The organism is Mesobacillus foraminis, assembly GCF_004340465.1.
Lineage (GTDB): Bacteria > Bacillota > Bacilli > Bacillales > Cytobacillaceae > Mesobacillus_B > Mesobacillus_B foraminis.
Window position 1 is genome coordinate 117,170 of record NZ_SLVV01000012.1, and the last position, 23,308, is coordinate 140,477.

A 23,308-nucleotide genomic window follows, 5' to 3' on the forward strand; every position below is an offset into this window, starting at 1 on the left:
GTTTTAGGGTGATGAGAATAGGAGGAAGCTAAAATGGAGGTTTCAATTTTGCTGGAATATGGGTGGGTACTGCTCGTCCTCATTGCTATGGAGGGTCTTTTGGCGGCTGATAATGCGCTTGTACTCGCCATAATGGTGAAACATCTTCCGGAGGACAAGAGGAAAAAAGCATTATTCTACGGACTGGCCGGAGCCTTTGTCCTTCGCTTTGGGGCACTGTTCATTATCTCATTCCTGGCAGATGTATGGCAGGTCCAGGCGATTGGTGCCCTTTATCTCTTGTTTATGTCAATCAATCATATTTTTCGGAAGTTCGTTATGGGGAATGGGATAAAGGGAACGAAGAAAAAAAAGGGCACGGACACAAGAAAGTCTGGCGGTTTTTGGCTGACTGTTTTTAAAGTGGAAATTGCGGATATTGCGTTTGCCGTAGATTCCATTTTAGCTGCAGTTGCACTGGCTGTAACCCTTCCCAATACAGATATGCTCCGGATTGGCGGGCTGGACGGCGGGAAATTCCTTGTGATTTTTGCAGGAGGGTTCATTGGCTTGCTGATCATGCGCTTTGCCGCCAGTGCTTTTGTGAAGATTTTGGAGAAGCGCCCGGGATTGGAATTGGCCGCTTTCATTATCGTAGGCTGGGTAGGGGTTAAACTGGCCGTCTATACACTGGCGCACCCCGCTTTAGGGATTCTGCCTGAATCCTTTGCCCATTCAACTGTGTGGAAAACAACTTTTTATATCGTTTTGATTCTAATCGCTTTAGGAGGCTGGGTCTTTTCCTCCAAGGAGAATACAAAACGTCTGAAAAACAACTCAAAGGCATCATGATTGGATAAACCGCCAGCTGGCGGGCATGGCGGTTTTACCTTCCTTTATGTTGGAAGGAAAAACCTTAGTGAAATAACGGTCAATAACATACTCTATGTTTGTGCAGACTGAATGAATGTATGTCCTCCCATGATTTATTTCCACCCGTTGAGGGTAGACAATTAATTACATATGACTTTTTATTAATTGGAGGTGTAGGCCCATTTGATGCGGGCTGCCGATTGATTATTACAAATCTGATATTAGTCGCCATTCTCATAGCAGTTACCGGTTTTTTTGTAGCGACTGAATTTGCAATCGTAAAAGTTAGAACATCGAGGATTGAACAGCTGTTAGCCGAAGGGAGAAGCGGGGCTGAGGCCGCCAAGCAAGTAACCACACATCTTGATGAGTATTTGTCAGCCTGTCAGCTTGGTATCACGATTACCGCGCTGGGACTCGGCTGGCTGGGGGAACCGACAGTAGAAGACATTCTTAATCCTTTATTTGTGAAATGGAATTTGAATCCCTCAATTTCCCATATCCTGTCGTTCGGCATTGCCTTTGCGTCAGTCACCTTCTTGCACGTGGTTGTTGGGGAGCTTGCCCCTAAAACCGTAGCAATACAAAAAGCGGAAGAGGTTACCCTGGCTTTTTCACGCCCTATTATCTTGTTTTATAAAATTATGTATCCTTTTATCTGGGTCCTTAATAATTCCGCACGCCTTCTCGCCGGCATGTTTGGCCTCAAGCCCGCTTCAGAGCATGAACTGGCACACTCCGAGGAAGAGCTTAGAATCCTTCTGTCGGAGAGCTTTGAAAGCGGAGAAATCAATCAAAATGAATTGACGTACGTTAACAATATTTTTGAGTTTGATGAACGGATAGCCAAGGAGATCATGGTTCCAAGAACTGAAATAACATCCCTTGATATTTCTGATAACCTCGAAATCGTGCTTGAAACCATACAAATGGAGAAGTACACCCGTTATCCTGTAGTGGAAGGAGACAAGGATAATATTCTTGGAATGGTTAATATAAAAGAAATCCTCACGGCTAAAATTACCAGAGAGGAAATTAATAGTGAAAAGCCATTAGAGGATTATGTCAAGCCCGTCATCCGGGTGATTGAAACCATCCCGATCCATGATTTATTGGTTAAAATGCAAAAGGAACGGATTCACATGGCGATTCTTCTTGATGAATATGGAGGGACTTCTGGATTGGTTACTGTTGAAGACATCCTGGAGGAGATTGTTGGTGAAATCCGTGATGAATTTGACGCAGATGAAGTGGCGGACGTCCGAAAAATAGGCACAGATCAATATGTGTTAAGTTCAAAAGTACTTGTGGAAGAAGTAAATGACCTTCTTGGTACCGAGCTATCTGATGAAGAAGTCGATACAATCGGCGGCTGGTTCATGACCAGGAATATCGATGCCAAACCAGGTGACAAAATTGAGGAACAAGGCTATATTTTTAAAATAAAGGAGATTGAAGGCCACCACATCCTTTTCCTGGAAGTGGCAAAAAAATCACTTTAAAAGCCCTTAGCCAGGGCTTTTTTTATGTAGATTCTATTATTTGTTAGACCTTATAAAATTACACCGGAAGAAGGATGACTCTGCAGAGTCAGGGAATTGCTGCATCATTTCAGGTTTTAAATGTATTGGCGCCAACAGGAAGGATTTCGCCCCATATGTTAAAAAAACAGTTGAAGTTCCATTAAAAAACAGAGTCCTTTCATTTATTATGACTATTTACCCTGAACAATTCAAAATAGTAAAACTATAATGGTTTCGAGATATGGAAGGGTTTACAAAAAAGAGAGAGGTGCATATTATATGTTTGCGAAGGGAAAACCTGCTTTTGCAAGGAAAGCATTAACCGCCGCACTGGCACTGCCAATGCTCCTGACCGGAATAAGCGGTGCATCTGCTGCTGATGTGAAAAACCAGGCACCGCGACACAGCAAGGAAGTGCAGCTTGAGTACTTGGACAGAGGGCTGGCGGCAACGAAGACATCTGAAGGAATATTCCTCAGCTGGAGATTAAAAGGGAATGAGGTTACTGGGTTCTCTGAAAAAGGAATGACAGGTTCAAGCTTTAATGTCTACCGTGATGGCAAAAAAATAGCAACCGTCACGGACAGCACCAACTTCCTGGATAAAGAAGGGACAGTAGCTTCGGGGTACCATGTAAGTGCGGTAGTGGATGGAAAAGAAGTGGATCAAAGTTCTACCATCAGTCCATGGGCGAATTCATATTATGACCTGCCGCTTAAAAAGCCGGCAGATGGTGTTACGCCTGCAGGTGAAGCTTACACTTATTCAGCCAATGACATGAGTGTCGGCGATGTAGACGGTGACGGACAGTATGAGTATTTTGTGAAATGGGACCCTTCCAATTCAAAGGATGTCTCGCAAAAAGGGTATACAGGGAATGTATATATCGACTGTTATAAGATGGATGGAACACTCCTCTACAGAATTGATCTTGGAGTGAATATCCGGGCAGGGGCCCACTATACCCAGATGATGGTTTACGACTTCGACGGCGATGGAAAGGCCGAATCGATGTTTAAGACCGCACCGGGGACAAAAATCATCAAATATGATAAAAACGGCAATATTGCATCTGAAAAATACATAACCATGCCGAAGGAAGATTTAAAAGCAGGATACAGTCATGAAGATGACTACAGGATGAGCGCGGAAGATTATTATGACCATTTAGTGGAAATGTTCATGAGCTGGCATGAGCATGAAGAAGTGGTAAACGGCAATTGGCCCGAGTCCCTGGAGGAAGCATTTGGGATCGATAAGAAGTACAGTTATCCGCTCTCAAAGGAGGATGCTGAAAGCCTTGCCGACTATTTCATCGACGTTTATGCACCAGGACGGAGCTCCCGTAATGATTTGAGGACGTTCGAGGGCTTTATCGTGGACGGGCCTGAATACTTGACTGTGTTTGAAGGAGCTACAGGAAACGAACTGGAAACCATCCATTATAAAGAGGAGCGCCATGATGATGGGTTAATGTGGGGCGACTACGCGATGTCCAGGATTGAGCCTGGCAACCGTGTTGACCGTTTCCTTGCCGGTGTTGCCTATCTTGACGGAAAAAAACCATATGCTGTTTTTGCCAGAGGATATTATACAAGGGCAACGCTTGTTACGTACAGCTGGGACGGCAAGCATCTGAAGGAAAACTGGAGTGTGGACAGCGGCTGGACGCCAATGACGAACCCATTCAATGACAGCCCCCATGGAAGGGATGGCACGGATAAAGAATTTGGAACACTGACAACACAAGGGGCTCATTCATTGAGCACAGCAGATGTTGATGGAGACGGGAAACAGGAAATTGTCTATGGAGGAGCAACGATTGACCATGATGGGTCCTTGCTGTACAGCTCAAAGGGTACACTTCCTGAAGGCAGTTCAGCTCCCGGGACCATTGCTAGAATCGGGCATGGGGACATGCTGCATGTAACGGATATCGACCCTGACAGGGAAGGTCTTGAAATCTTTATGGTGCACGAAGGTGCATCAGGTGCTCCTTATGGATATACTTTGCGTGATGCCAAGACAGGCGAAACGATTTATGGCGGGTATACAGGAAAAGATACAGGCCGGGGCATGATTGGCGATGTGGATCCTGCACGCAGAGGGCTGGAGACATGGGCAGTAGGTCTATGGACCGCCCAAGGAGAGAAAATCAGCGATAAGGCCCCTGGGACGAATATGAATATAAAGTGGTCAGCTGATATGACTACCCAGATTGTCAACGGATCAGGAAATAGTACACCTTCCATCGATGATTGGAACAAGGGCAGAGTTTTGACGGCTGCGGATACAAGAACGAATAATGGAACGAAGGGCAACCCTTCTTTGGTGGCTGATATCTTCGGAGACTGGCGTGAAGAACTGCTTGTCCGGAAAGCAGACAGTTCAGCCATCAGAATCTATCTTAGTACTGAAGTAACGGACCGTAAATTATATACATTGATGCATGATGTTCAGTACCGCACGGGAATTGCCTGGCAGAACACTACCTATAACCAGGCAGCCTATCCGAGCTTCTATTTTGCTTCCGATACAGACTGGTCAAAGGTTCCGGTTCCTGAATTCTGGGCACCCCGCTCCTTATTCTTGCTTGAGGATCACATCAGCCAGTATCAGGAAAGCGGGGAATTGTCAGGAGCTTTATCCGCTCAATTGGCAAATACCCTGAAGCAGGCTCAGCACCAATTAGAAAAGGGATCCAATCAGCAGGCAGTAAAATTCCTGGAAAAATTCATAAGCCAGCTAAATTCCGGCAGTAAACAGGATGATCTTTCAGCAGAAGCAAAGGAAAAACTGACAGAAACCGTTCAAGGTTTCACTCAACAGCTGAAAGAGTAGAGAAAAGCAGGGAAGATTGTCACCAAAATAAATACGTTAGAGCCGTCCTGGACTTTTAGTTCAGGCGGCTTTATTTAGTTTTGTTTGGAATGTATTTATGTTGAAAATTTTTTAAAAAATGTTTGAATTTATGTATTCAAAAACAAACAAACATAGTATATAATAAAACACAGGTAAACAAATAAAAATTTACATAAAAGCAATACGGAGGGGAATTTTATGGTTAAGAATTTATGGGATAATGAAACCGCTTCACAGGTTTCCAAAGGGGTAGAGGAGTTAGTTTATCGTTCCAACCTAATTGGGTCTGACCGTGCAGTCTGCAACTGGGGCGGCGGAAATACATCAATGAAAACGATCGAAAAGGACTTCCGCGGCCGTGATGTTGAGGTTATGTGGGTAAAAGGAAGTGGCTCGGACCTCGCGACAATGAAAGCACATAATTTCACAGGTCTAAATCTCGAGGATATCCGTCCATTAATTGAACGTGATGAAATGTCCGATGAAGATATGGTTGCCTACCTTTCACACTGCATGATCGACAGCAAGCATCCACGTGCTTCCATTGAAACCCTGTTACACGCATTCCTGCCATTCAAGCATGTTGACCACACACACCCGGATGCTATCATCTCGATCTGCTGTGCGGACAACGGCAGACAAATTGCAGAAGAGATTTTCGGTAACCGCTATGTTTGGGTTCCTTATGTACGCCCTGGATTCACCCTTTCTAAAATGATTGCTGAAGGTGTAAAAAACAACCCTAATGCAGAGCTGGTCCTCATGGAAAAACACGGATTGGTCGTTTGGGGAGAAACTGCGGAAGAAAGCTACAATAAAACAATTGATATCATCAATGAAGCAGAACAATACATCAATGCAAAAATTAAGCCAGAAGCCGTTTTTGGCGGTCAAAAATACCAATCTCTTTCCGACGAGGAAGCAGCGTCTATTCTAGCCAAAGTCTTGCCGGTCATCCGTGGAGCTGTCAGCGATGATAAGAAAATGATCCTGACTTACGACCGCGGTGAAGACGTACTTGAATTCGTAAACAGCGAGGACGCCCCTGTCCTTTCACAGGTGGGAGCTGCATGCCCGGATCATCTTGTGCATACAAAGCGCGTTCCTTTATATATCAACTGGGATCCACAAACAAAGGATGCTGATGCTTTAATTGAAAGCATTAAAGAAGGAATTGAAAGCTTCAAGCAAGAATACAAGGCCTATTTTGAAAAAAATAAAAATGAAGGCGACAAAATGTTCGAGCCTGCTCCAAGGGTGATCCTGATTCCAGGTCTTGGCATGGTCAACACCGGGAAGGATACAGCTAACTCAAGAGTGAGCGGAGCGCTATACCACCGTGCAATCGCGGTTATGAAAGGCTCTACAGCACTTGGCCAGTTTGTTTCCCTAAATGAAAATGAGTCCTATAATATTGAATATTGGCCGCTTGAGCTTTATAAATTGAGCCTTGCTCCAGCAGAAGCGGAGTTTTCACGAAAAGTAGCGTTTGTTACAGGAGGCGCTGGCGGAATCGGAAGTGAAACCTGCCGCCGCTTTGTATCAGAAGGAGCGCATGTCGTTGTTGCTGACCTTAATCTTGAAGGCGCAGAGAAAGTGGCTGCTGAAATCAATGAAAAATATGGTGAAGGCCGTGCCATTGCTGTAAAAATGGATGTAACCAAGGAAGAACAGGTACAAGCTGCCTTTGACCAAACAGCGCTAACGTTTGGTGGAGTGGATATCATCGTAAATAATGCGGGACTTGCAACATCGAGCCCGATTGATGAAACCACACTGCAGGAGTGGAATCTAAACATGAATGTTCTGGGAACAGGCTATTTCCTTGTTGCCCGTGAAGCATTCAAGCAAATGAAACAGCAGGGGACCGGCGGAAATATGGTCTTCATCGGCTCAAAGAACTCTGTTTACGCTGGGAAAAATGCCGCAGCCTACAGCTCTGTCAAAGCGCTTGAAACGCATCTTGCCAGATGTATCGCTGCTGAAGGCGGCGAATATGGAATTCGTGTCAACTCAGTCCTTCCGGATGCCGTCCTTCAAGGTTCTGCCATCTGGGGATCAAGATGGCGTGAAGAACGTGCTGCAGCTTACGGAATCGAGCCAGATCAGCTGGAAGAGCATTACCGCATGCGCACCACATTGCGAGTTAATATCTATCCAAGTGATATTGCAGAGTCAATTGCATTCTTCGCATCCTCAAAATCAGATCGGACAACTGGCTGCATGTTAACAGTAGACGGTGGAGTACCTGCCGCGTTTACAAGGTAAGTTTCCATGCAGGACAGATAGCTCTAAAAAGACAGTGCAATCCGCGCGGGGATTGCGCTGTCTTTTTATGTTTAAGCGGAAGCCTCTGGTTAACGGATTTATGTTATAATGGCGGGAAAAGTAAGGTATCCCAGCATAAAAAAAAGGCCTAGGAGTTTTATATGGAAGACAAACTGTTAACTGAATTGATGAAGCTCAACGAAGAGGAGAGTTCCATTCTTCAGCAAGAGAAGGAAATAAAAAAGGATCTCTACACCAGCCAGGCGAGCTTTGTAATTGAAAGCGAAAAGTTCCTCGGCAAAGACAGGATGATCATGCTCAGAAAGCATACCAGGTTCATCGATTTTCCCAGGCATCGTCATAATTATATTGAAATCAACTATGTCTATAACGGCAAATTAAAGCAAAGAGTGGGGAACGAATCCATTTGTTTGCAGCAAGGTGAGCTTTTATTCCTCAACCAGCATATTGACCATGAAATTGAGGCATGTGCAAAAGAAGATATAGTTATTAATTTCATCATTCAGCCGAAGTTCTTTGAATTCATCTTCTCCTATTTATCATCCGACAATTTGATGAGTAATTTTATCATCAACAGCCTTTACAATAATACACAGGACGGTCAGTTTCTCTATTATGCTGTTTCAGGAGTTTCCAGTATCCAGGAGCTTATCGGAAAAATGATTGACGAAATCATGGCTCCATCCCTTCTGTCCGAATCAACCCTCAAACTTTACATGGGGCTGCTGATGATTGAACTTATCAAGCACTCGGACAAACTGGGACAGAAACAGGAAAATTCCTCACGCCAGTTTTTGATCGTAGAAGCAATGAAATATATCGATGAGCATTATCAGAATGGTTCTCTGTATGAATTGGCAGAGAAATTGAACCAGCCTCATTATTCGGTAAGCAAACAGATCAAAAGAGCAACTAATTATACATTTAAAGAGCTGGTGCAGGAGAAACGTCTGACTAAAGCCAAGCAGCTGCTTGAAAGTACAGATATTTCAATAACAGAAATCGTCGAACTGGTTGGCTATGATAATATCAGCTATTTTTACCGCATCTTTAAAACCAAATATGGGTATACCCCTAAAAAATTCAGAGAGCAGGCTGCAGAATGATTTTTGCAGCTGCTTTTTCTATTTGGCAAATAAGGACAATAAAAAGTCGAATGCCGATATTTTTTTCTTCGGTATTTGCAAGTATTATAGAGATATAGGTAAACGCTTTCAGATAAGAGGGTGGTAAAGATGACAAAAAGCTGCATCGCAGTGGATATCGGTGCTTCCAGCGGAAGGTTAATCGCCGGAACTCTTGAAGAGGGAAAATTAAAGTTAAATGAAATCTATCGTTTTGAAAACAAAATTGTTAAAAAAGGCGAAAATTTTTGCTGGGAAGCGGATCGCCTATTTGAAGAAATAAAGACAGGAATCCATAAATGCCGGGAGATGGGCATCCAGCCGGAAAGCATCGGGATTGATACCTGGGCAGTGGACTTTTTGCTATTGGACGAAGAAGACAAGCCGTTGACGGAAGCTGTCTCCTACCGGGATCCAAGAACCGATGGAATGATGGAGGAAGTTTTTGACCTGATTTCAAAGGAACGGCTTTATCTTGAAACAGGGATTCAGTTTCAGAAGTTCAATACCATCTACCAGCTCTATTCATTAAAGAAGAATCAGCCTGAATTATTGAAGAAGGCAAAGTCCTTCCTGATGATCCCGGATTACTTCAACTATCTTCTGACAGGTCAAAAGGCAAACGAGTATACGAATGCGACCTCAACCCAGCTTGTAAATGCCTTCACTAAAAAGTGGGATAAAGAGCTCCTGGATATCCTTGGGATCAACAAGGAAATGTTCCATGAGATAAAAACACCCAAAACCGTACTGGGCACTTTATCAGAGGAGCTAGTTTCAGAGTTTGGGTTTGATATGAAGGTTATCCTGCCGGCAACCCACGATACAGGGTCGGCTGTGATTTCTGTACCTGAACAGGACAAAACCATTTATATAAGTTCGGGGACATGGTCTTTGATAGGAGTAGAGAATCGTTTTCCTATTTGTATCACGAAAGCGCTTGATTATAATTTTACAAATGAAGGCGGGATTGATTATCAATACCGTTTCCTGAAAAATATTATGGGGCTTTGGATGATCCAGGAAGTAAAGCGGAACTACAACGATGCATATTCGTTTTCAAAGCTGGTCGAGCTGGCCAGGGAGGCAACTGGTTTCAATGCGATTGTGAATGTCAACGACGACAGATTTCTGAAGCCGGAAAATATGATTAGGGAAATTGAGAACTACTGTGTTGAAACAGGCCAGCCGGTACCAGCAACTCCAGGGGAAGTGGCGAAGTGTGTGTTTGACAGTCTTGCATCGAGCTATAAGGAGGCAGTCGATCAAATTGAGGAAATCTTTGAGCAGAATTTTGATCGAATCAATGTGATTGGGGGCGGCTGCCAAAATGAAATGCTGAATCAGCTCATTGCCAATGTGACAAATAAAGAAGTATTTGCAGGTCCTGTGGAGGCGACGGCAATTGGGAATATTGCTGCCCAATTCCTGGCCCTTCGTGAGATTGAGGATATCAGGGAAGCAAGAAATATGATCAAGAACTCATTTGAAGTAAAAAGATATTTTCCAGAACAGCAGCTGGTGAAATAAAAAAGGAGCGAGTAGAATGACAGTTCAAGAAGGATACCAATACGCAAAGAAGGCTTATGAAAAATGGGGTATCAATGTTGATGAAGTACTGAACAAACTAAAGCAGGTGCCTATCTCCATCCATTGCTGGCAGGGGGATGATGTGGGGGGATTTGAGGTTAATGCAAGCGAACTTTCAGGAGGGATTGATGTTACTGGCAATTATCCTGGAAAGGCCAGGACTCCGGAAGAATTGCGCCAGGATCTCGAGAAAGCTTTAAGCCTTATCCCTGGAAAGCATCGTGTGAACCTTCATGCCATTTATGCTGAAACAGGCGGAGAAGCGGTTGACCGTGACCAGCTCGAACCGAAGCATTTTGAAAACTGGGTAAAATGGGCGAAGGACAATGGGCTGGGGCTAGATTTCAATCCAACTGTCTTCTCTCATCCAAAAGCGGAGGATGGCCTGACTCTCTCTCACCCGGATCCGGAAATCAGGGAATTTTGGATCAACCACTGTATCGCAAGCCGTAAAATCGGAGAGTACTTTGGTAAAGAACTTGGATCTGCGTGCCTTACAAATATCTGGGTTCCAGATGGATATAAGGATGTTCCCAGCGACAGGTTGACTCCGAGAATCAGATTAAAAGATTCATTGGATAGGATTTTTGCCGAGGAAATCGATGAAGCTTACAATATAGATGCTGTTGAAAGCAAGTTATTTGGAATTGGTTCGGAATCTTATGTAGTCGGGTCCCATGAGTTTTATCTGGGTTATGCTTTAAAAAATAATAAACTATGCCTACTGGATACTGGCCATTATCATCCAACTGAAACGGTATCAAACAAAATTTCAGCGATGCTGCTGTACAGCGACAAGCTTGCCTTGCATGTGTCACGTCCTGTAAGGTGGGACAGTGACCATGTAGTAACTTTGGATGATGAATTAAGGGAGATTGCCCTGGAAATTGTCCGCAATGACGCTCTTGATAAGGTGATGATCGGGCTCGATTTCTTTGATGCCAGCATTAACCGGGTTGCAGCCTGGACAATTGGCACAAGGAATATGATTAAAGCCCTTCTATACGCGATGCTTGTTCCGAATGATCATTTGAAGAAGCTTCAGGAAGAAGGAAACTTTACAGACAGACTGGCTTTGATTGAAGAATTTAAAACCTATCCTTTTGGAGCTGTATGGGATTACTACTGCGATCAGATGGGCGTCCCTGTGAAGGAAGGCTGGTTGGAAGATGTTAAGGCCTATGAACAGAGTGCGCTTGCTAACCGATAATCTTTAGAATGACAGATTCCCGTTGTTGGGAATCTGTTTTTTTTTCATAAAAAAAGATAAATCAAAGAATTGTGTTTTGGAATTTCAAAAATATGATATAATTTCAGTATCTATTCATTGTTCAAGTAAAAATAAACAGACATAAATAAAAGATCTAATTAAAAGGAAGGTGCCAAACGTGCTTGTAGCAGAAAGACAGCGGAAGCTGCTGGAACTGGTAAATGAACGATTAAGTATCAGGGTCTCCGAACTGAGCAAAATTTTTTCGGTGACAGAGGAAACAATCAGAAGGGATCTTGAGAAGCTTGAAAAGGAAGATTTGCTTCGCCGAAGCCACGGCGGTGCTGTGAGCATACAAAAGGAACAATCAGAGGTATCCTACCTCGAGCGCGAAATTACAAATGCAGCGGACAAGAAACAAATTGCGATGGAAGCGATCCTCCATATTGAAGCAGGGGACCAAATTGTGCTGGATGCAAGCACGACCGCCTGGTATATGGCAAAGGAACTGCCAGATATGCCCTTGACAGTCCTGACAAACTCCATAAAAGTCGCCGTAGAGCTCAGCAAGAAGGAGCAGGTTAAAGTCATTTCCACTGGAGGTCTCCTTCTGCCCCAATCACTGTCTTTTGTCGGTCCGCTTGCGGAACGGTCATTAAGTGCCTACCACGTAAACAAAGCCTTTCTTTCTTGTAAGGGTGTACATTTTGAAAGAGGGCTGACAGATGCCAACGAATTTCAGGCACTGCTGAAAAAGCAGATGATGGAGATTGCCGATAAAACCATTCTATTAGCCGATGCGAGCAAATTCGGGGTCCGAACATTTGTCCATGTTTCGAATATTGATCAGGTTGATCTGGTTATTACGAACGAAAGCATCGATGGTATCTTCGTTGATGGACTTAAGGACAGGAATATCGATGTGATTACCGTCTAGCCATTTTTGCTTAATAGGTCCTTTTATAAATAAAATTATAATGATTTAAAGCGTGTGAATTTCACACGCTTTTTGTTCGTATAAAACGATATTTAATGCTGCATTTTGTGTGGATAACAAAGCGCCCTGCATTCAGTCGGAGTCAGTGCTGCATACTTGAACTCGGGAAAACTGGCTTCTTCCTAATTTTTATCAGTTCTGTTCATATTCTCCTCAATTTACACGCTTATTTTCATCTTCCTAAAAAACTGCACTACTGCCGCCGGTCGTTTCCAATATATACAGCATGTACAATTGGTTGTTTTTTTGTTTTGTGAACAAATAGCGAATAAACAAAAATAAACAAAATATAATTCCCTTATAAATGTTGATTATCTTTTGTTTTGGAGTTAATATAAGGGTGTAAACAAAGAAGTTCAAAACTAAAACAATTACCCTTAAGAAAAGGTGATAATCATGAAACAAGATATTTTTAAATCAAAGTTTGTTATAGAGATGAAAGAGGCTACAGCCAATTTGTACCGACTGGGATGGGACGAACGGAATGGGGGGAATATCAGCTGCCTATTAACGACGGATGAGGTATATCCGTATCTGGATGGATGCCGGGAAACCAGAGTGGTTCCCATGACCTTCGATGCATCCCCTTTGGCAGGAAGGTATTTTATTGTGACTGGGTCAGGCAAATATTTTAAAAATGTCTGTCAGGATCCTGCAGTGAACCTGGGGCTGATTCGGATTGCAGAGGATGGACGAAGCTATGAAATCCTTTGGGGATTTGAAGACGGAGGGGTAGCTACAAGTGAACTGCCTACCCACTTGATGAACCATATTAAACGCTTATCCATAGACCCCGGCCACCGCGTCATTATGCACTGCCACGCCACTCATTTGCTCGGCATGACGTTCACCCACAGTCTGGATGAGATTAATTTCACCAAAACGCTATGGGAAATGTGCACGGAATGCATTGTTGTCTTTCCGGATGGAATTGGGATTATTCCCTGGATGGTCCCGGGGACAGATGCAATCGGTGAGGCAACTGCGGAGAAAATGGAGAAGGTCCGGCTTGTCCTTTGGCCGCATCATGGGATTTTCGGGGCTGGGGCTACGATTGATGAGACTTTTGGATTAATCGAGACTGCCGAAAAAGCCGCTGAGGTTTATACTATTGTTTGTTCCCAGGGGGGCAAAAGACAAAGTATTACAGACCAGCAGCTGCAAGATCTCGCCGATGCATTCAAGGTAACCCCTCGCAGCGGTGTCTTAAAACTATTTAGCCATAATTGAGCTGGGCGGACTGAAGTATTCTCGAATCCATTTACAGGACATCGTTTTGTAAATGGATTTTTATAAAAATTAATTTGTGAATTACTGAACATAAGGAGGAGATTTCAAATGATGTACTATTTACCAAGCAAAAATTTACTGGGGCGCGGCTGTATAAATCAGCTCGCAGGGGAAATCAGGGACCTTGGGTACAAAAAGGCTCTGGTTGTCAGTGATAAAGTCCTTACCGGAAATGGAATTGTCGAAAAAGTAACCGGACAGCTGGACCAAATCATGGTTGATTATGTCATTTATGATGAAGTAAAGCCCAATCCGACCTGTGAACAAGTTCATAAAGGAGTAGAAATCCTGAAGGGAAATGGATGTGATTTTATCCTTTCAATAGGCGGTGGTTCCCCTCAGGACTGTGCCAGCGGAATCAGCATCCTTGCAACAAATGGGGGAGATATCCGGCAATATGAAGGTGTCCACAAATCCCAAAGACCTGGATTCCCTACAATTGCTGTAAACACGACTGCAGGAACATCAGCAGAATTGACGATCAACTATGTCATCACCGATGAGGACCGGGGAGTTAAGATGGTATGTGTGGATAAAAACAGCCTCGCGGTCCTCTCAGTGAATGACCCGGAGCTGATGGTTGAAAAACCAGCGGGTCTGACAGCAGCGACTGGAATGGACGCGCTGACCCATGCAATCGAAACCATCGTCACTCCCGGCGCAACCACCGTAACAGATGCAACCGCCCTTGAAGCAGTTAAAATTATCTTTGATTATTTGCCTTCCGCTGTAAAGGATGGCACAGATATTGAAGCGCGGGAACAATTGTCCTATGCCTGCTTCCTGGCCGGGATGGCTTTCTCGAACGCTGGGCTTGGGTTTGTCCATGCAATGGCCCACCAGCTCGGAGGGGTCTATGATCTGCCTCACGGGGTGTGCAATGCGATGCTTCTGCCAGTCGTAGAGAAGGAAAATGCAAAATTCGCGCCTAAGAAATTCAGGTTACTAGCAGAAAGACTAGGCTTTGAGACAGAAGGGAGAACAGATGAAGAATGCAGTGCTTTTGTCCTGGATGAAATCGTGCTCCTGGCTGAAGAGGTAGGGATACCAAAATCATTGAAAGAGCTTGGTGTGGCGAATCCTGATCTTGAGCTGCTGGCAGAGAATGCATTGAAGGATGCGTGTGCGCCAGGCAATCCGTTCATGCCGACAAAAGAGCAAACGATAAAAATGTTTGAGGAAATACTGTAAAAAAACTATATTAAAACAAACTCTCCATGACTGTGGAGAGTTTATTTGGCAGGAGCGCAGCAGATGCAATACCTATTGGTCAGCAAGGTGTGTCAGCATCAATTGCTTTTCCTCGTTTGCAGCTCCCCTGGACCAGCAATTATCCCGGGCTTCCTTTAATTTGCTGTATACACATATAATCCTAAATGGATATAATATTGTTAAAACTAATATATATGCTAGGTGGTTCCGTAATTGGTTAAATATCAGAAGATTTCAAATGAGATTAGAAAGCGAATAGCAGATGGATATTATTCCTCCGATCAGCCGATACCGGATGAGATTACCCTTGCCAAGGAGTTCGGCTGCAGCCGGATGACGATGAAAAGGGCACTGGATATCCTGGTCTCAGAAGGAGTTTTGTTCAGAAAGCGGGGACACGGAACTTTTATCATTAAATCTTGCATGCAAAATACGATAAATGTGGTCGACAGGGAAACCCTCGGCCTGTCTAATTTGCTGAAAGGAAAAGATGTCACTAGCAAGGTCATAAAATTCGAAGTTAAATTTCCGTCAGAAGAGGTAGCAGAGCAGCTTTCCATTGACAGGACAACCCCTGTCTATGAAGTGATCCGCCTTAGAATTGTTGATAAAGAACCGTATGTGATTGAACAGACCTATATGCCAACTACTTTGCTTCCGGGCATTAACGAAACGGTCCTGCATTCTTCTGTTTATAAATATATTACTGAAACTCTCGGCCTGACGATTGCCGGATCCCACAGGAAAATAAGGGCAAGCAAGCCAACTCAGCTGGACCAGGAATATTTGGAATGTGCGCCGGATGATCCAGTTCTTGAAGTTGAGGCTGTTGGTTTCCTGAATAATGGAAGTCCCTTTGAATACTCCTTTTCACGCCACCGGTATGACAAGTTTGTTTTTACAACAGTGAATATAAGGCGATAGCCTGACAGGTTTCTTTCAGCCAAAGCCCTTTTAAAGGGGCTTTTTTTTTGCCATAAACAAATGCAAAGCTGCAACCTTAAAGGTGAAACTCTTAATCAATCTAAAAAAAATATAAAAGTTCATATTTTATTAAATAAATGTCTAGACATTTATTTTTAATTGTTTATAATAGCAAATGTAAGCGATATTAGAAAACGCTTAAAACGATAAAAACAGGAAAGGATTTGACAATAAATGAAAAAAATCTTGCTAGCTTGCAGTTCTGGAATGTCTACTAGTCTTTTGGTAACCAAAATGATCGACCATGCAAAAACAATCGGAGAAGAGACAGAGATCTGGGCTGTAGGACAGGATAAAGCAAAACAGGAAATGGCGAAAGCAGATGTTGTATTGATTGGACCGCAAATGAGTTTCTTAAAAGGTGAATTGCAAAAAGAGGCCCAGAAATACAATATCAAGGTGGATGTCATTGATATGATGGCTTATGGCATGGCCGATGGAAAAAAAGCTTACGAACAGGCTGTCTCCCTGATAGGTGATAAATGATGGAGAAATTGAATATTGAGGAATTGACAGCGGAACAAGTCAGCTTTCAGCTAATCCTGCACAGCGGAAATGCACGCAGCAAAATCATACATTCCCTTCGAGTTTACAGAGAGGGGAATATGGAGGAAGCCGAAAAGCTAATAGCCGAGGCGGAGCAGGATTTGAGTGTGGCCCACGACATCCATTTTCAAATGGTGCAGAAGGAAGCGCAGGGTCAAAAGACTGAATTTGGCCTCCTGCTTATGCATTCTGAAGATCACTTAATGTCAACACTCACCATGAAAGAGCTCGTTAAAGAATTACTAGAAATCTTTAAAACTAAAAATATCTAAAAAGAGAATAGGAGAAACTTCCATGTTTGAAAAAATCAGCGAATTCCTGTTGCCGATTGCAGGGAAGCTTAACAGCAATCGTTATTTGCAAGTTTTGCGTGACGCATTCATGTTAGCCTTTCCGCTGACAATTTTTGGTTCAATTTTCGTTGTATTAACCAATCTGCCATTTTTAAATAAAATGCTGAGCGAATCTGCCATTGCTACATTTCAATCGAGTTTTGGAATCGCATCGTCCGCAACGATGGGAATCATGTCTGTATTCGTTGTCTTTGGTATCGGGTATTATCTTTCAAAAAGCTATGACGTAGAGGCTATTTTTGGCGGGGCGATTGCACTGGTTTCCTTCCTGCTGCTCACGCCTTTTGTCCTCCAGCCTGAGACTGGTGAAGCTGTCACAGGTGTCATTCCTGTTGACCGTCTGGGAGCTAAAGGGATGTTCCTTGGCATGCTTACAGCTTTCACTTCAGCTGAAATCTACAGGAAGATTGTCCAGAAGAACTTTACAATCAAAATGCCTGCGGGCGTTCCGCCGGCAGTCGCCAAATCGTTTGCAGCTCTTATTCCAGCATTTATAACGCTTACTGTTTTTCTTTTAATCAATGTCCTTGTGACTCTTGCATTTAATACGAATATGCATGATGTCATCTACAATGCAGTTCAGGCACCGCTAGTAGGTTTGGGCAGCGGCATCATCCCGACTTTGATCGCCGTATTTTTCATTCAAATTCTCTGGTTCTTCGGTCTTCATGGACAGATCATCATCAACTCTGTTATGGACCCAATCTGGAATACCTTGCAGATTGAAAACCTGGAAGCCTATACGGCAGGAAAAGAAATCCCACATATCATTTCAAAGCCATTCATGGAAATTTATACAGTTGGAATGGGCGGAACAGGAATGACGCTTGCTGTCATCATTGCAATTCTCTTATTCATGAAGAGCAAGCAAATGAAGCAAGTAGGTAAACTGGGACTGGCCCCTGGTCTCTTTAACGTAAATGAGCCCATTATTTTTGGTTTGCCGATTGTAATGAATCCCATTATCATCGTTCCCTGGATCCTTGCACCGATGATTGTAACATTAGTGACTTATCTTGCCATGTCATCTGGACTGGTGCCGCCTCCAACAGGTGTTACGGTCCCATGGACTGTTCCAATTTTCATCAATGGAATCATGGCAACAAACTCCATCATGGGCGGAGTCATGCAGCTGGTGAACCTGCTGATCGTATTTGTTATCTGGTTCCCATTTTTAAAAGCCCTTGACCGATTAAATGTCCAAAAAGAAAAAGAGGCTGAAGCAAACCAGGCAAGTTAAGCCTTCCAGCACCGGAGGGGAGGGGGCATGACGACAGGAAACGCTCCTCCCTTTTTTTCCGTAATCTAATAGAAGGAGAGAAGAAAACATGACAACAAATAGAGTGAAATACAGCTTTCCAGATGGTTTCTGGTGGGGATCATCAGCATCGGGACCACAGACTGAAGGCGCCGCAGATGTAGATGGGAAAGGGAAAAATATCTGGGATCATTGGTACGAGGAGGAGCCTAACAGGTTTTTTAATGGCGTAGGACCGCAAAAAACATCCCAATTCTATTACAAGTACAAAGAAGATATTCAATTAATGAAAGAAATCGGCCATAACTCCTTCAGGATGTCCATTTCCTGGGCAAGATTAATTCCCGATGGAGCAGGGGAAGTGAACCCTAAAGCGATTGAATTTTACAACAATGTCATTAATGAATTCATAGCGAATGATGTTGAGCCATTTGTTAACCTGTTCCACTTTGATATGCCCTACGAGCTCCAAAAAATCGGCGGCTGGACAAACAGGTCGGTAGTGGATGCTTACGAAAGATACGCACGTATCTGTTTTGAACTGTTCGGAGACAGAGTGAAAAAGTGGTTTACTCATAATGAACCGATTGTGCCCGTTGAAGGCGGCTATTTATATGACTTCCATTATCCAAATGAAGTGGATTTCGGAAAGGCGGTACAAGTTGGGTTCAACACCATCCTTTCGAGTGCAAGAGCAATAAAAGCCTACAAAGAAATGGGCCAGGATGGTAAAATTGGTATTATCCTGAACCTTACCCCATCCTATCCGAGGAGCCAGCATCCGGCTGACCTGAAGGCATCTGTACTGGCTGATGCGATCTTTAACCGTTCTTTCCTGGACCCTTCCGTAAAAGGTGTCTTCCCGGAAGAGCTTGTCCAGATTTTAAAAGAGGAAGGATATATGCCCGAGTTTGAAAGCGGCGACCTTGAAATCATCAAACAGAATACGGTCGATCTATTAGGGGTCAACTACTATCAGCCACGGCGTGTAAAAGCAAAGGAAAATCTTCCGAATCCGGAAGCTCCGTTCATGCCGGACAGATACTTTGATAACTATGTAATGCCTGGCCGCAAGATGAACCCTCACAGGGGCTGGGAAATTTTCGAAAAGGGTGTTTATGACATTCTTGTCAACCTGAAGGAAAACTATGGGAATATTGAATGCTTTATTTCTGAGAATGGCATGGGTGTCGAAGGGGAAGAGAAGTTCAGGGATGAAAATGGCATCATTCAGGATGACTACCGTATCGAATTTATCGAGGAGCATTTGAAATGGGTGCACAAGGCCATTCAGGAAGGATCAAATGTAAAAGGGTATCATTTGTGGACCTTCATGGACAACTGGTCCTGGACGAATGCCTATAAAAATCGATATGGATTTGTTTCAGTGAACCTTGATAAGGATGGCGAGAGAACGATCAAGAAAAGCGGCCAATGGATCAAGGAAGTGTCGAGGAACAATGGTTTTTAAATAAAAGATGGTCTCTTGACCATCTTTTTTCAGGAGGGAATGAAACTTATGCTAGGCGGAATTGAGGCAGGCGGCACAAAGTTTGTTTGTGCAGTCGGTGAGGAAAATGGGACCATCTTGAATCGAATCGAAATCCCTACGACCATTCCGGAAGAAACGATGGCTAAGGTTATTGGCTTTTTCAGGATTTATGATGTTAAGGCAATTGGAATTGGCTCATTTGGCCCGATTGATGTCAACGAGGACAGCCCGACATACGGCTATATCACCTCGACTCCAAAGACGGCCTGGAAAAACTTTGCCTTTGTCCAGGCAATTCAGGAAGCCTTCGATGTACCAGTCGGGTTTAACACGGATGTTAACGCAGCTGCATTGGGTGAAGTGACCCTGGGAGCAGCAAAAGGATTGGACAGCTGTTTATACATCACTGTAGGAACTGGAATAGGAGCGGGTGCCATCGTCCAGGGGAGGCTGCTTCAAGGAATTTCACACCCTGAAATGGGACATACATATGTACGCCGTCACACCAGCGACCATTATGAAGGGAAGTGCCCCTATCATAAAGACTGCCTGGAAGGGCTTGCAGCCGGACCTGCCATTGAAGAGCGCTGGGGTGAGAAAGGCATACAGCTCGCCGGGAAGCAGGAAGTATGGGAGCTTGAGGGCTATTATATCGCTCAGGCTTTAATGCAATATATTTTAATTCTGTCACCAAAGAAAATCATCCTTGGCGGAGGGGTAATGAAGCAAAAGCAGATTTTCCCTTTCATTTATGAAAATCTTAAGCAGCTGTTAAATGAGTATATTCAATTTCCGGAGATTTCAACCGATATCGAAAGCTATATTGTCAGTCCGGGCCTGGGAGATCATGCAGGCATCACGGGCTCCTTGCTGCTTGCTAAACAGGCACTGGGGAACTAACTTTTTTTGGAGGTAATTAGTTTGCAGCCACTATTTTTGAAACCTGTTTTTCAAGAGCGGATCTGGGGAGGCACTGTGCTTCGCGAAGAATTTGGATACAGCATTCCGTCTGAAAAGACGGGGGAGTGCTGGGCTATTTCCGCACATCCAAACGGGCCTTCGATTATAGAGAATGGGCCACATAAAGGAAAAAGACTGGATGAATTGTGGAAAGAACAACCGGAATTGTTCGGCCATCCTAAAGAAGAGGTGTTTCCGCTCCTTACAAAAATTCTGGATGCCAATATGGATTTGTCTGTCCAGGTGCATCCGGATGATGATTATGCGAGGGTTCACGAAAACGGGGAGCTGGGTAAAACGGAGTGCTGGTACATCATTGACTGCAAGGAAGATGCAGAAATGATTTTCGGGCACAATGCAGCTACCAGGGAAGAATTGATGGATCAAATTGAGCAAGGGAATTGGTCAAGCCTGCTTCGCCGGGTTAAAATCAAACCTGGGGATTTCTTTTATGTACCGAGTGGAACGATCCATGCGTTATGTGAAGGAACCTTGGTTCTGGAAACGCAGCAAAGTTCGGACACTACCTACAGGGTATACGATTATGACCGAAAAGATGAAAACGGAAACACTAGGGAGCTTCACCTTGACAAGGCGATTGAAGTTACAGCCGTCCCGCATGAAGATATGATGAGCTCTCCCCGTGTTGAAACGATGGAAGGCCTATCTGTTACAACCTATGTTCAGTCAGGTTTTTTCTCTGTATTCAAATGGGATGTAAATGGCCTGGCATCAGTTCCCGAAAATGAAACATACAGGCTGGCCAGCGTGATCAATGGTTCAGCTTCCCTGGTTCATAAAGAGCAGGCTTACTCCATTAAAAAGGGTGACCATTTTATCTTGCCAGCCAGTTTTGGCGAATTCCAGCTCGAGGGAAACTGTGAGTTAATCATATCTCAGCCTTAAAAGAGGGATACACATGGAACTGAATGACACTTTTGTTTTTATTGGCGACAGCATAACAGAATCTGGAAGGTTTGAAGATCCTGAAGGGATAGGGAACGGCTATGTCAGATTAATCAACGATTATCTTTCCATTAATTATCCAGCCCTGCTTCCACAGGTCATCAATAAAGGAATCGGCGGCAATCATATCACCGATTTAGCTTCAAGGTGGCAAAAGGATGTGCTGGACCTGAACCCTGCATATGTTTCCATCTCCATAGGAATCAACGATGTCTGGAGACAGATCGATCATCCCTGGAAAAGGCTTGTGCTGCCTGATGAATTTGAAAGGATTTATAACGAACTGATTCTTCAGGCAAAGTCTCAGACGGGGGCCAGGCTTGTTTTGATGGAACCGACCATTCTCCAGGAAAATCCTGAATCCGAAGGAAACAGGAAACTTCAGGACTATGCCGATGTCGTCCGCCGCCTTGCCGGAAAGTGGAATGCCATATACGTTCCAACACACCAGGTGTTTATCAGTTATTTAAAATCTGCCAATCATAAAATGCTGACCACGGACGGAGTCCATATGAACTCTGCCGGGAGCATGCTTATGGCACAAACCTGGCTTCGTGCATTTTTTAATAAAATTCAATTCGATAGGGGAGCTAAAAATGGTTTACCAGGCTGAAGAAAATCGCTATAAAGAGATGAAGTACAATCGAACCGGACGTTCGGGACTGCAGCTGCCAGCTATTTCCCTTGGCCTCTGGCATAACTTCGGAGGTGTTGATACATACGAGAATGGACGTGCGATGCTGAGAAGGGCCTTTGATTTGGGCATTACTCATTTTGACCTTGCAAACAATTATGGTCCTCCAGCAGGTTCTGCAGAAGAAATGTTTGGAACGATGCTGAAAACAGACTTCGCTCCATATCGCGATGAAATGATCATCTCATCCAAGGCGGGTTATTATATGTGGCCTGGCCCTTATGGGGACTGGGGTTCAAGAAAATATTTGATTGCAAGCCTTGACCAAAGCCTTAAGCGCATGGGTCTTGATTATGTGGATATTTTCTATTCACACCGGCCGGATCCAAATACCCCGCTTGAAGAAACCATGGGCGCTCTAGACAGCATTGTACGCCAGGGAAAAGCATTGTATGTCGGCCTCTCCAATTACAGTGCCGAACAGACAGCTGAAGCAGTGAAAATCCTGAATCATTTGGGAACACCTCTTGTTATCCACCAGCCAAACTATTCCATGCTGAACAGATGGATAGAAGATGGCCTGCAGGACGTCCTTGAAGAAAACGGGGTAGGCTCCATTGCGTTCTGTCCGCTGGCCCAGGGATTGCTAACGAATAAATACTTATCGGGTGTGCCATCCGGATCACGGGCGTCCAAGCCAACAGGTGCGCTTGGGGAGGAACAGGTAACAGAGGAAGTACTGAACCGGGTAAAGAAGCTGAATGAGATTGCTGCTGAACGAGGACAAAGCCTTGCACAAATGTCGCTGGCATGGGTACTTCGCGGCGGCCGGGTAACATCGGCGCTGATTGGTGCGAGCAGGGTCAGCCAAATTGAGGAAAATGTTGCCGCTTTAGATAACCTCGATTTTACACAGGAAGAGCTGGCGAGGATTGAAGACACGCTGAACAGCTAATACCCCGTGAAAAGGTTGTTATCAATATGGTAAAAAAACGAACATTGCATCCTTGCGGGAGCAATGTTCGTTTTTGTTCATGCCATTCTATCAGCCCTTTAGTCTATTTTTTTGATTAAAGATATACAACTTTTTATATATGTATATAATTGCAGGGTGGGTAATTACTTCCGCTATTTTATGAGATTGGACTGAGTAATAATTATGGGAA

General features: G+C 44.0%; 19 protein-coding genes. All 19 read left to right on the plus strand.

Features of this window, described 5'->3' with window-relative positions; all coding sequences use genetic code 11:
- Positions 1–33 precede the first annotated feature (33 nt).
- The 19 genes from EV146_RS21305 (at position 34) to mgrA (ending at position 23,097) form a co-directional block, all read left to right on the plus strand.
- Positions 34–831 carry a TerC family protein gene (locus EV146_RS21305; protein ID WP_132010543.1) on the plus strand — a complete coding sequence of 266 codons (798 nt, stop codon included), beginning with the start codon at positions 34–36 and terminating at the stop codon, positions 829–831.
- Positions 832–1,052: 221 nt separating this feature from the next.
- A complete protein-coding gene (locus EV146_RS21310; RefSeq protein ID WP_132010545.1) occupies positions 1,053–2,354 on the plus strand; it encodes a hemolysin family protein in 1,302 nt (433 codons plus the stop codon).
- Between the two features lie 300 nt (positions 2,355–2,654).
- The gene (locus EV146_RS21315) at positions 2,655–5,216 is read left to right on the plus strand and encodes a rhamnogalacturonan lyase (protein ID WP_132010547.1); all 2,562 of its coding nucleotides are present in this window, start codon (positions 2,655–2,657) and stop codon (positions 5,214–5,216) included.
- A 219-nt stretch (positions 5,217–5,435) separates the two neighbouring features.
- The gene (locus EV146_RS21320; RefSeq protein ID WP_132010549.1) at positions 5,436–7,505 is read left to right on the plus strand and encodes a bifunctional aldolase/short-chain dehydrogenase; all 2,070 of its coding nucleotides are present in this window, start codon (positions 5,436–5,438) and stop codon (positions 7,503–7,505) included.
- Between the two features lie 161 nt (positions 7,506–7,666).
- Complete coding sequence (locus EV146_RS21325; protein WP_132010551.1) at positions 7,667–8,632, plus strand: AraC family transcriptional regulator; 966 nt, start codon at positions 7,667–7,669, stop codon at positions 8,630–8,632.
- A gap of 129 nt (positions 8,633–8,761) precedes the next feature.
- Positions 8,762–10,180, plus strand: a complete 1,419-nt coding sequence (gene rhaB / locus EV146_RS21330) for a rhamnulokinase (protein ID WP_132010553.1) — start codon at positions 8,762–8,764, stop codon at positions 10,178–10,180.
- A 16-nt stretch (positions 10,181–10,196) separates the two neighbouring features.
- Positions 10,197–11,450 carry an L-rhamnose isomerase gene (rhaA, locus tag EV146_RS21335; protein WP_132010555.1) on the plus strand — a complete coding sequence of 418 codons (1,254 nt, stop codon included), beginning with the start codon at positions 10,197–10,199 and terminating at the stop codon, positions 11,448–11,450.
- A 178-nt stretch (positions 11,451–11,628) separates the two neighbouring features.
- Entirely contained in the window at positions 11,629–12,387 is a 759-nt protein-coding gene (locus EV146_RS21340; RefSeq protein WP_121611270.1) for a DeoR/GlpR family DNA-binding transcription regulator, read from the plus strand.
- Between the two features lie 456 nt (positions 12,388–12,843).
- Positions 12,844–13,677 carry a rhamnulose-1-phosphate aldolase gene (gene rhaD, locus EV146_RS21345; protein ID WP_132010557.1) on the plus strand — a complete coding sequence of 278 codons (834 nt, stop codon included), beginning with the start codon at positions 12,844–12,846 and terminating at the stop codon, positions 13,675–13,677.
- A gap of 108 nt (positions 13,678–13,785) precedes the next feature.
- Entirely contained in the window at positions 13,786–14,928 is a 1,143-nt protein-coding gene (locus EV146_RS21350) for an iron-containing alcohol dehydrogenase (RefSeq protein WP_132010559.1), read from the plus strand.
- A 234-nt stretch (positions 14,929–15,162) separates the two neighbouring features.
- The gene (locus tag EV146_RS21355) at positions 15,163–15,873 is read left to right on the plus strand and encodes a GntR family transcriptional regulator (RefSeq protein ID WP_121611273.1); all 711 of its coding nucleotides are present in this window, start codon (positions 15,163–15,165) and stop codon (positions 15,871–15,873) included.
- Positions 15,874–16,107: 234 nt separating this feature from the next.
- On the plus strand, positions 16,108–16,419 hold the full coding sequence (locus EV146_RS21360; RefSeq protein ID WP_132010561.1) for a PTS sugar transporter subunit IIB: 312 nt from the start codon (positions 16,108–16,110) through the stop codon (positions 16,417–16,419).
- Positions 16,419–16,751, plus strand: a complete 333-nt coding sequence (locus EV146_RS21365) for a PTS sugar transporter subunit IIA (protein WP_132010680.1) — start codon at positions 16,419–16,421, stop codon at positions 16,749–16,751. The genes EV146_RS21360 and EV146_RS21365 overlap by 1 nt, the downstream gene beginning before the upstream one ends.
- Positions 16,752–16,773: 22 nt before the next feature.
- Positions 16,774–18,072 carry a PTS cellobiose transporter subunit IIC gene (gene celB, locus EV146_RS21370; protein WP_132010563.1) on the plus strand — a complete coding sequence of 433 codons (1,299 nt, stop codon included), beginning with the start codon at positions 16,774–16,776 and terminating at the stop codon, positions 18,070–18,072.
- A gap of 88 nt (positions 18,073–18,160) precedes the next feature.
- On the plus strand, positions 18,161–19,561 hold the full coding sequence (locus tag EV146_RS21375; protein ID WP_132010565.1) for a glycoside hydrolase family 1 protein: 1,401 nt from the start codon (positions 18,161–18,163) through the stop codon (positions 19,559–19,561).
- A gap of 48 nt (positions 19,562–19,609) precedes the next feature.
- On the plus strand, positions 19,610–20,482 hold the full coding sequence (locus EV146_RS21380; protein ID WP_132010682.1) for an ROK family protein: 873 nt from the start codon (positions 19,610–19,612) through the stop codon (positions 20,480–20,482).
- A 21-nt stretch (positions 20,483–20,503) separates the two neighbouring features.
- The gene (gene manA, locus EV146_RS21385; protein ID WP_132010567.1) at positions 20,504–21,448 is read left to right on the plus strand and encodes a mannose-6-phosphate isomerase, class I; all 945 of its coding nucleotides are present in this window, start codon (positions 20,504–20,506) and stop codon (positions 21,446–21,448) included.
- Between the two features lie 13 nt (positions 21,449–21,461).
- Positions 21,462–22,121, plus strand: coding sequence for an SGNH/GDSL hydrolase family protein (locus tag EV146_RS21390; protein ID WP_132010569.1), 660 nt, complete (start codon positions 21,462–21,464; stop codon positions 22,119–22,121).
- A complete protein-coding gene (gene mgrA, locus EV146_RS21395) occupies positions 22,105–23,097 on the plus strand; it encodes an L-glyceraldehyde 3-phosphate reductase (protein ID WP_132010571.1) in 993 nt (330 codons plus the stop codon). Before EV146_RS21390 ends, mgrA begins: the two co-directional genes overlap by 17 nt.
- Positions 23,098–23,308: the final 211 nt, after the last annotated feature.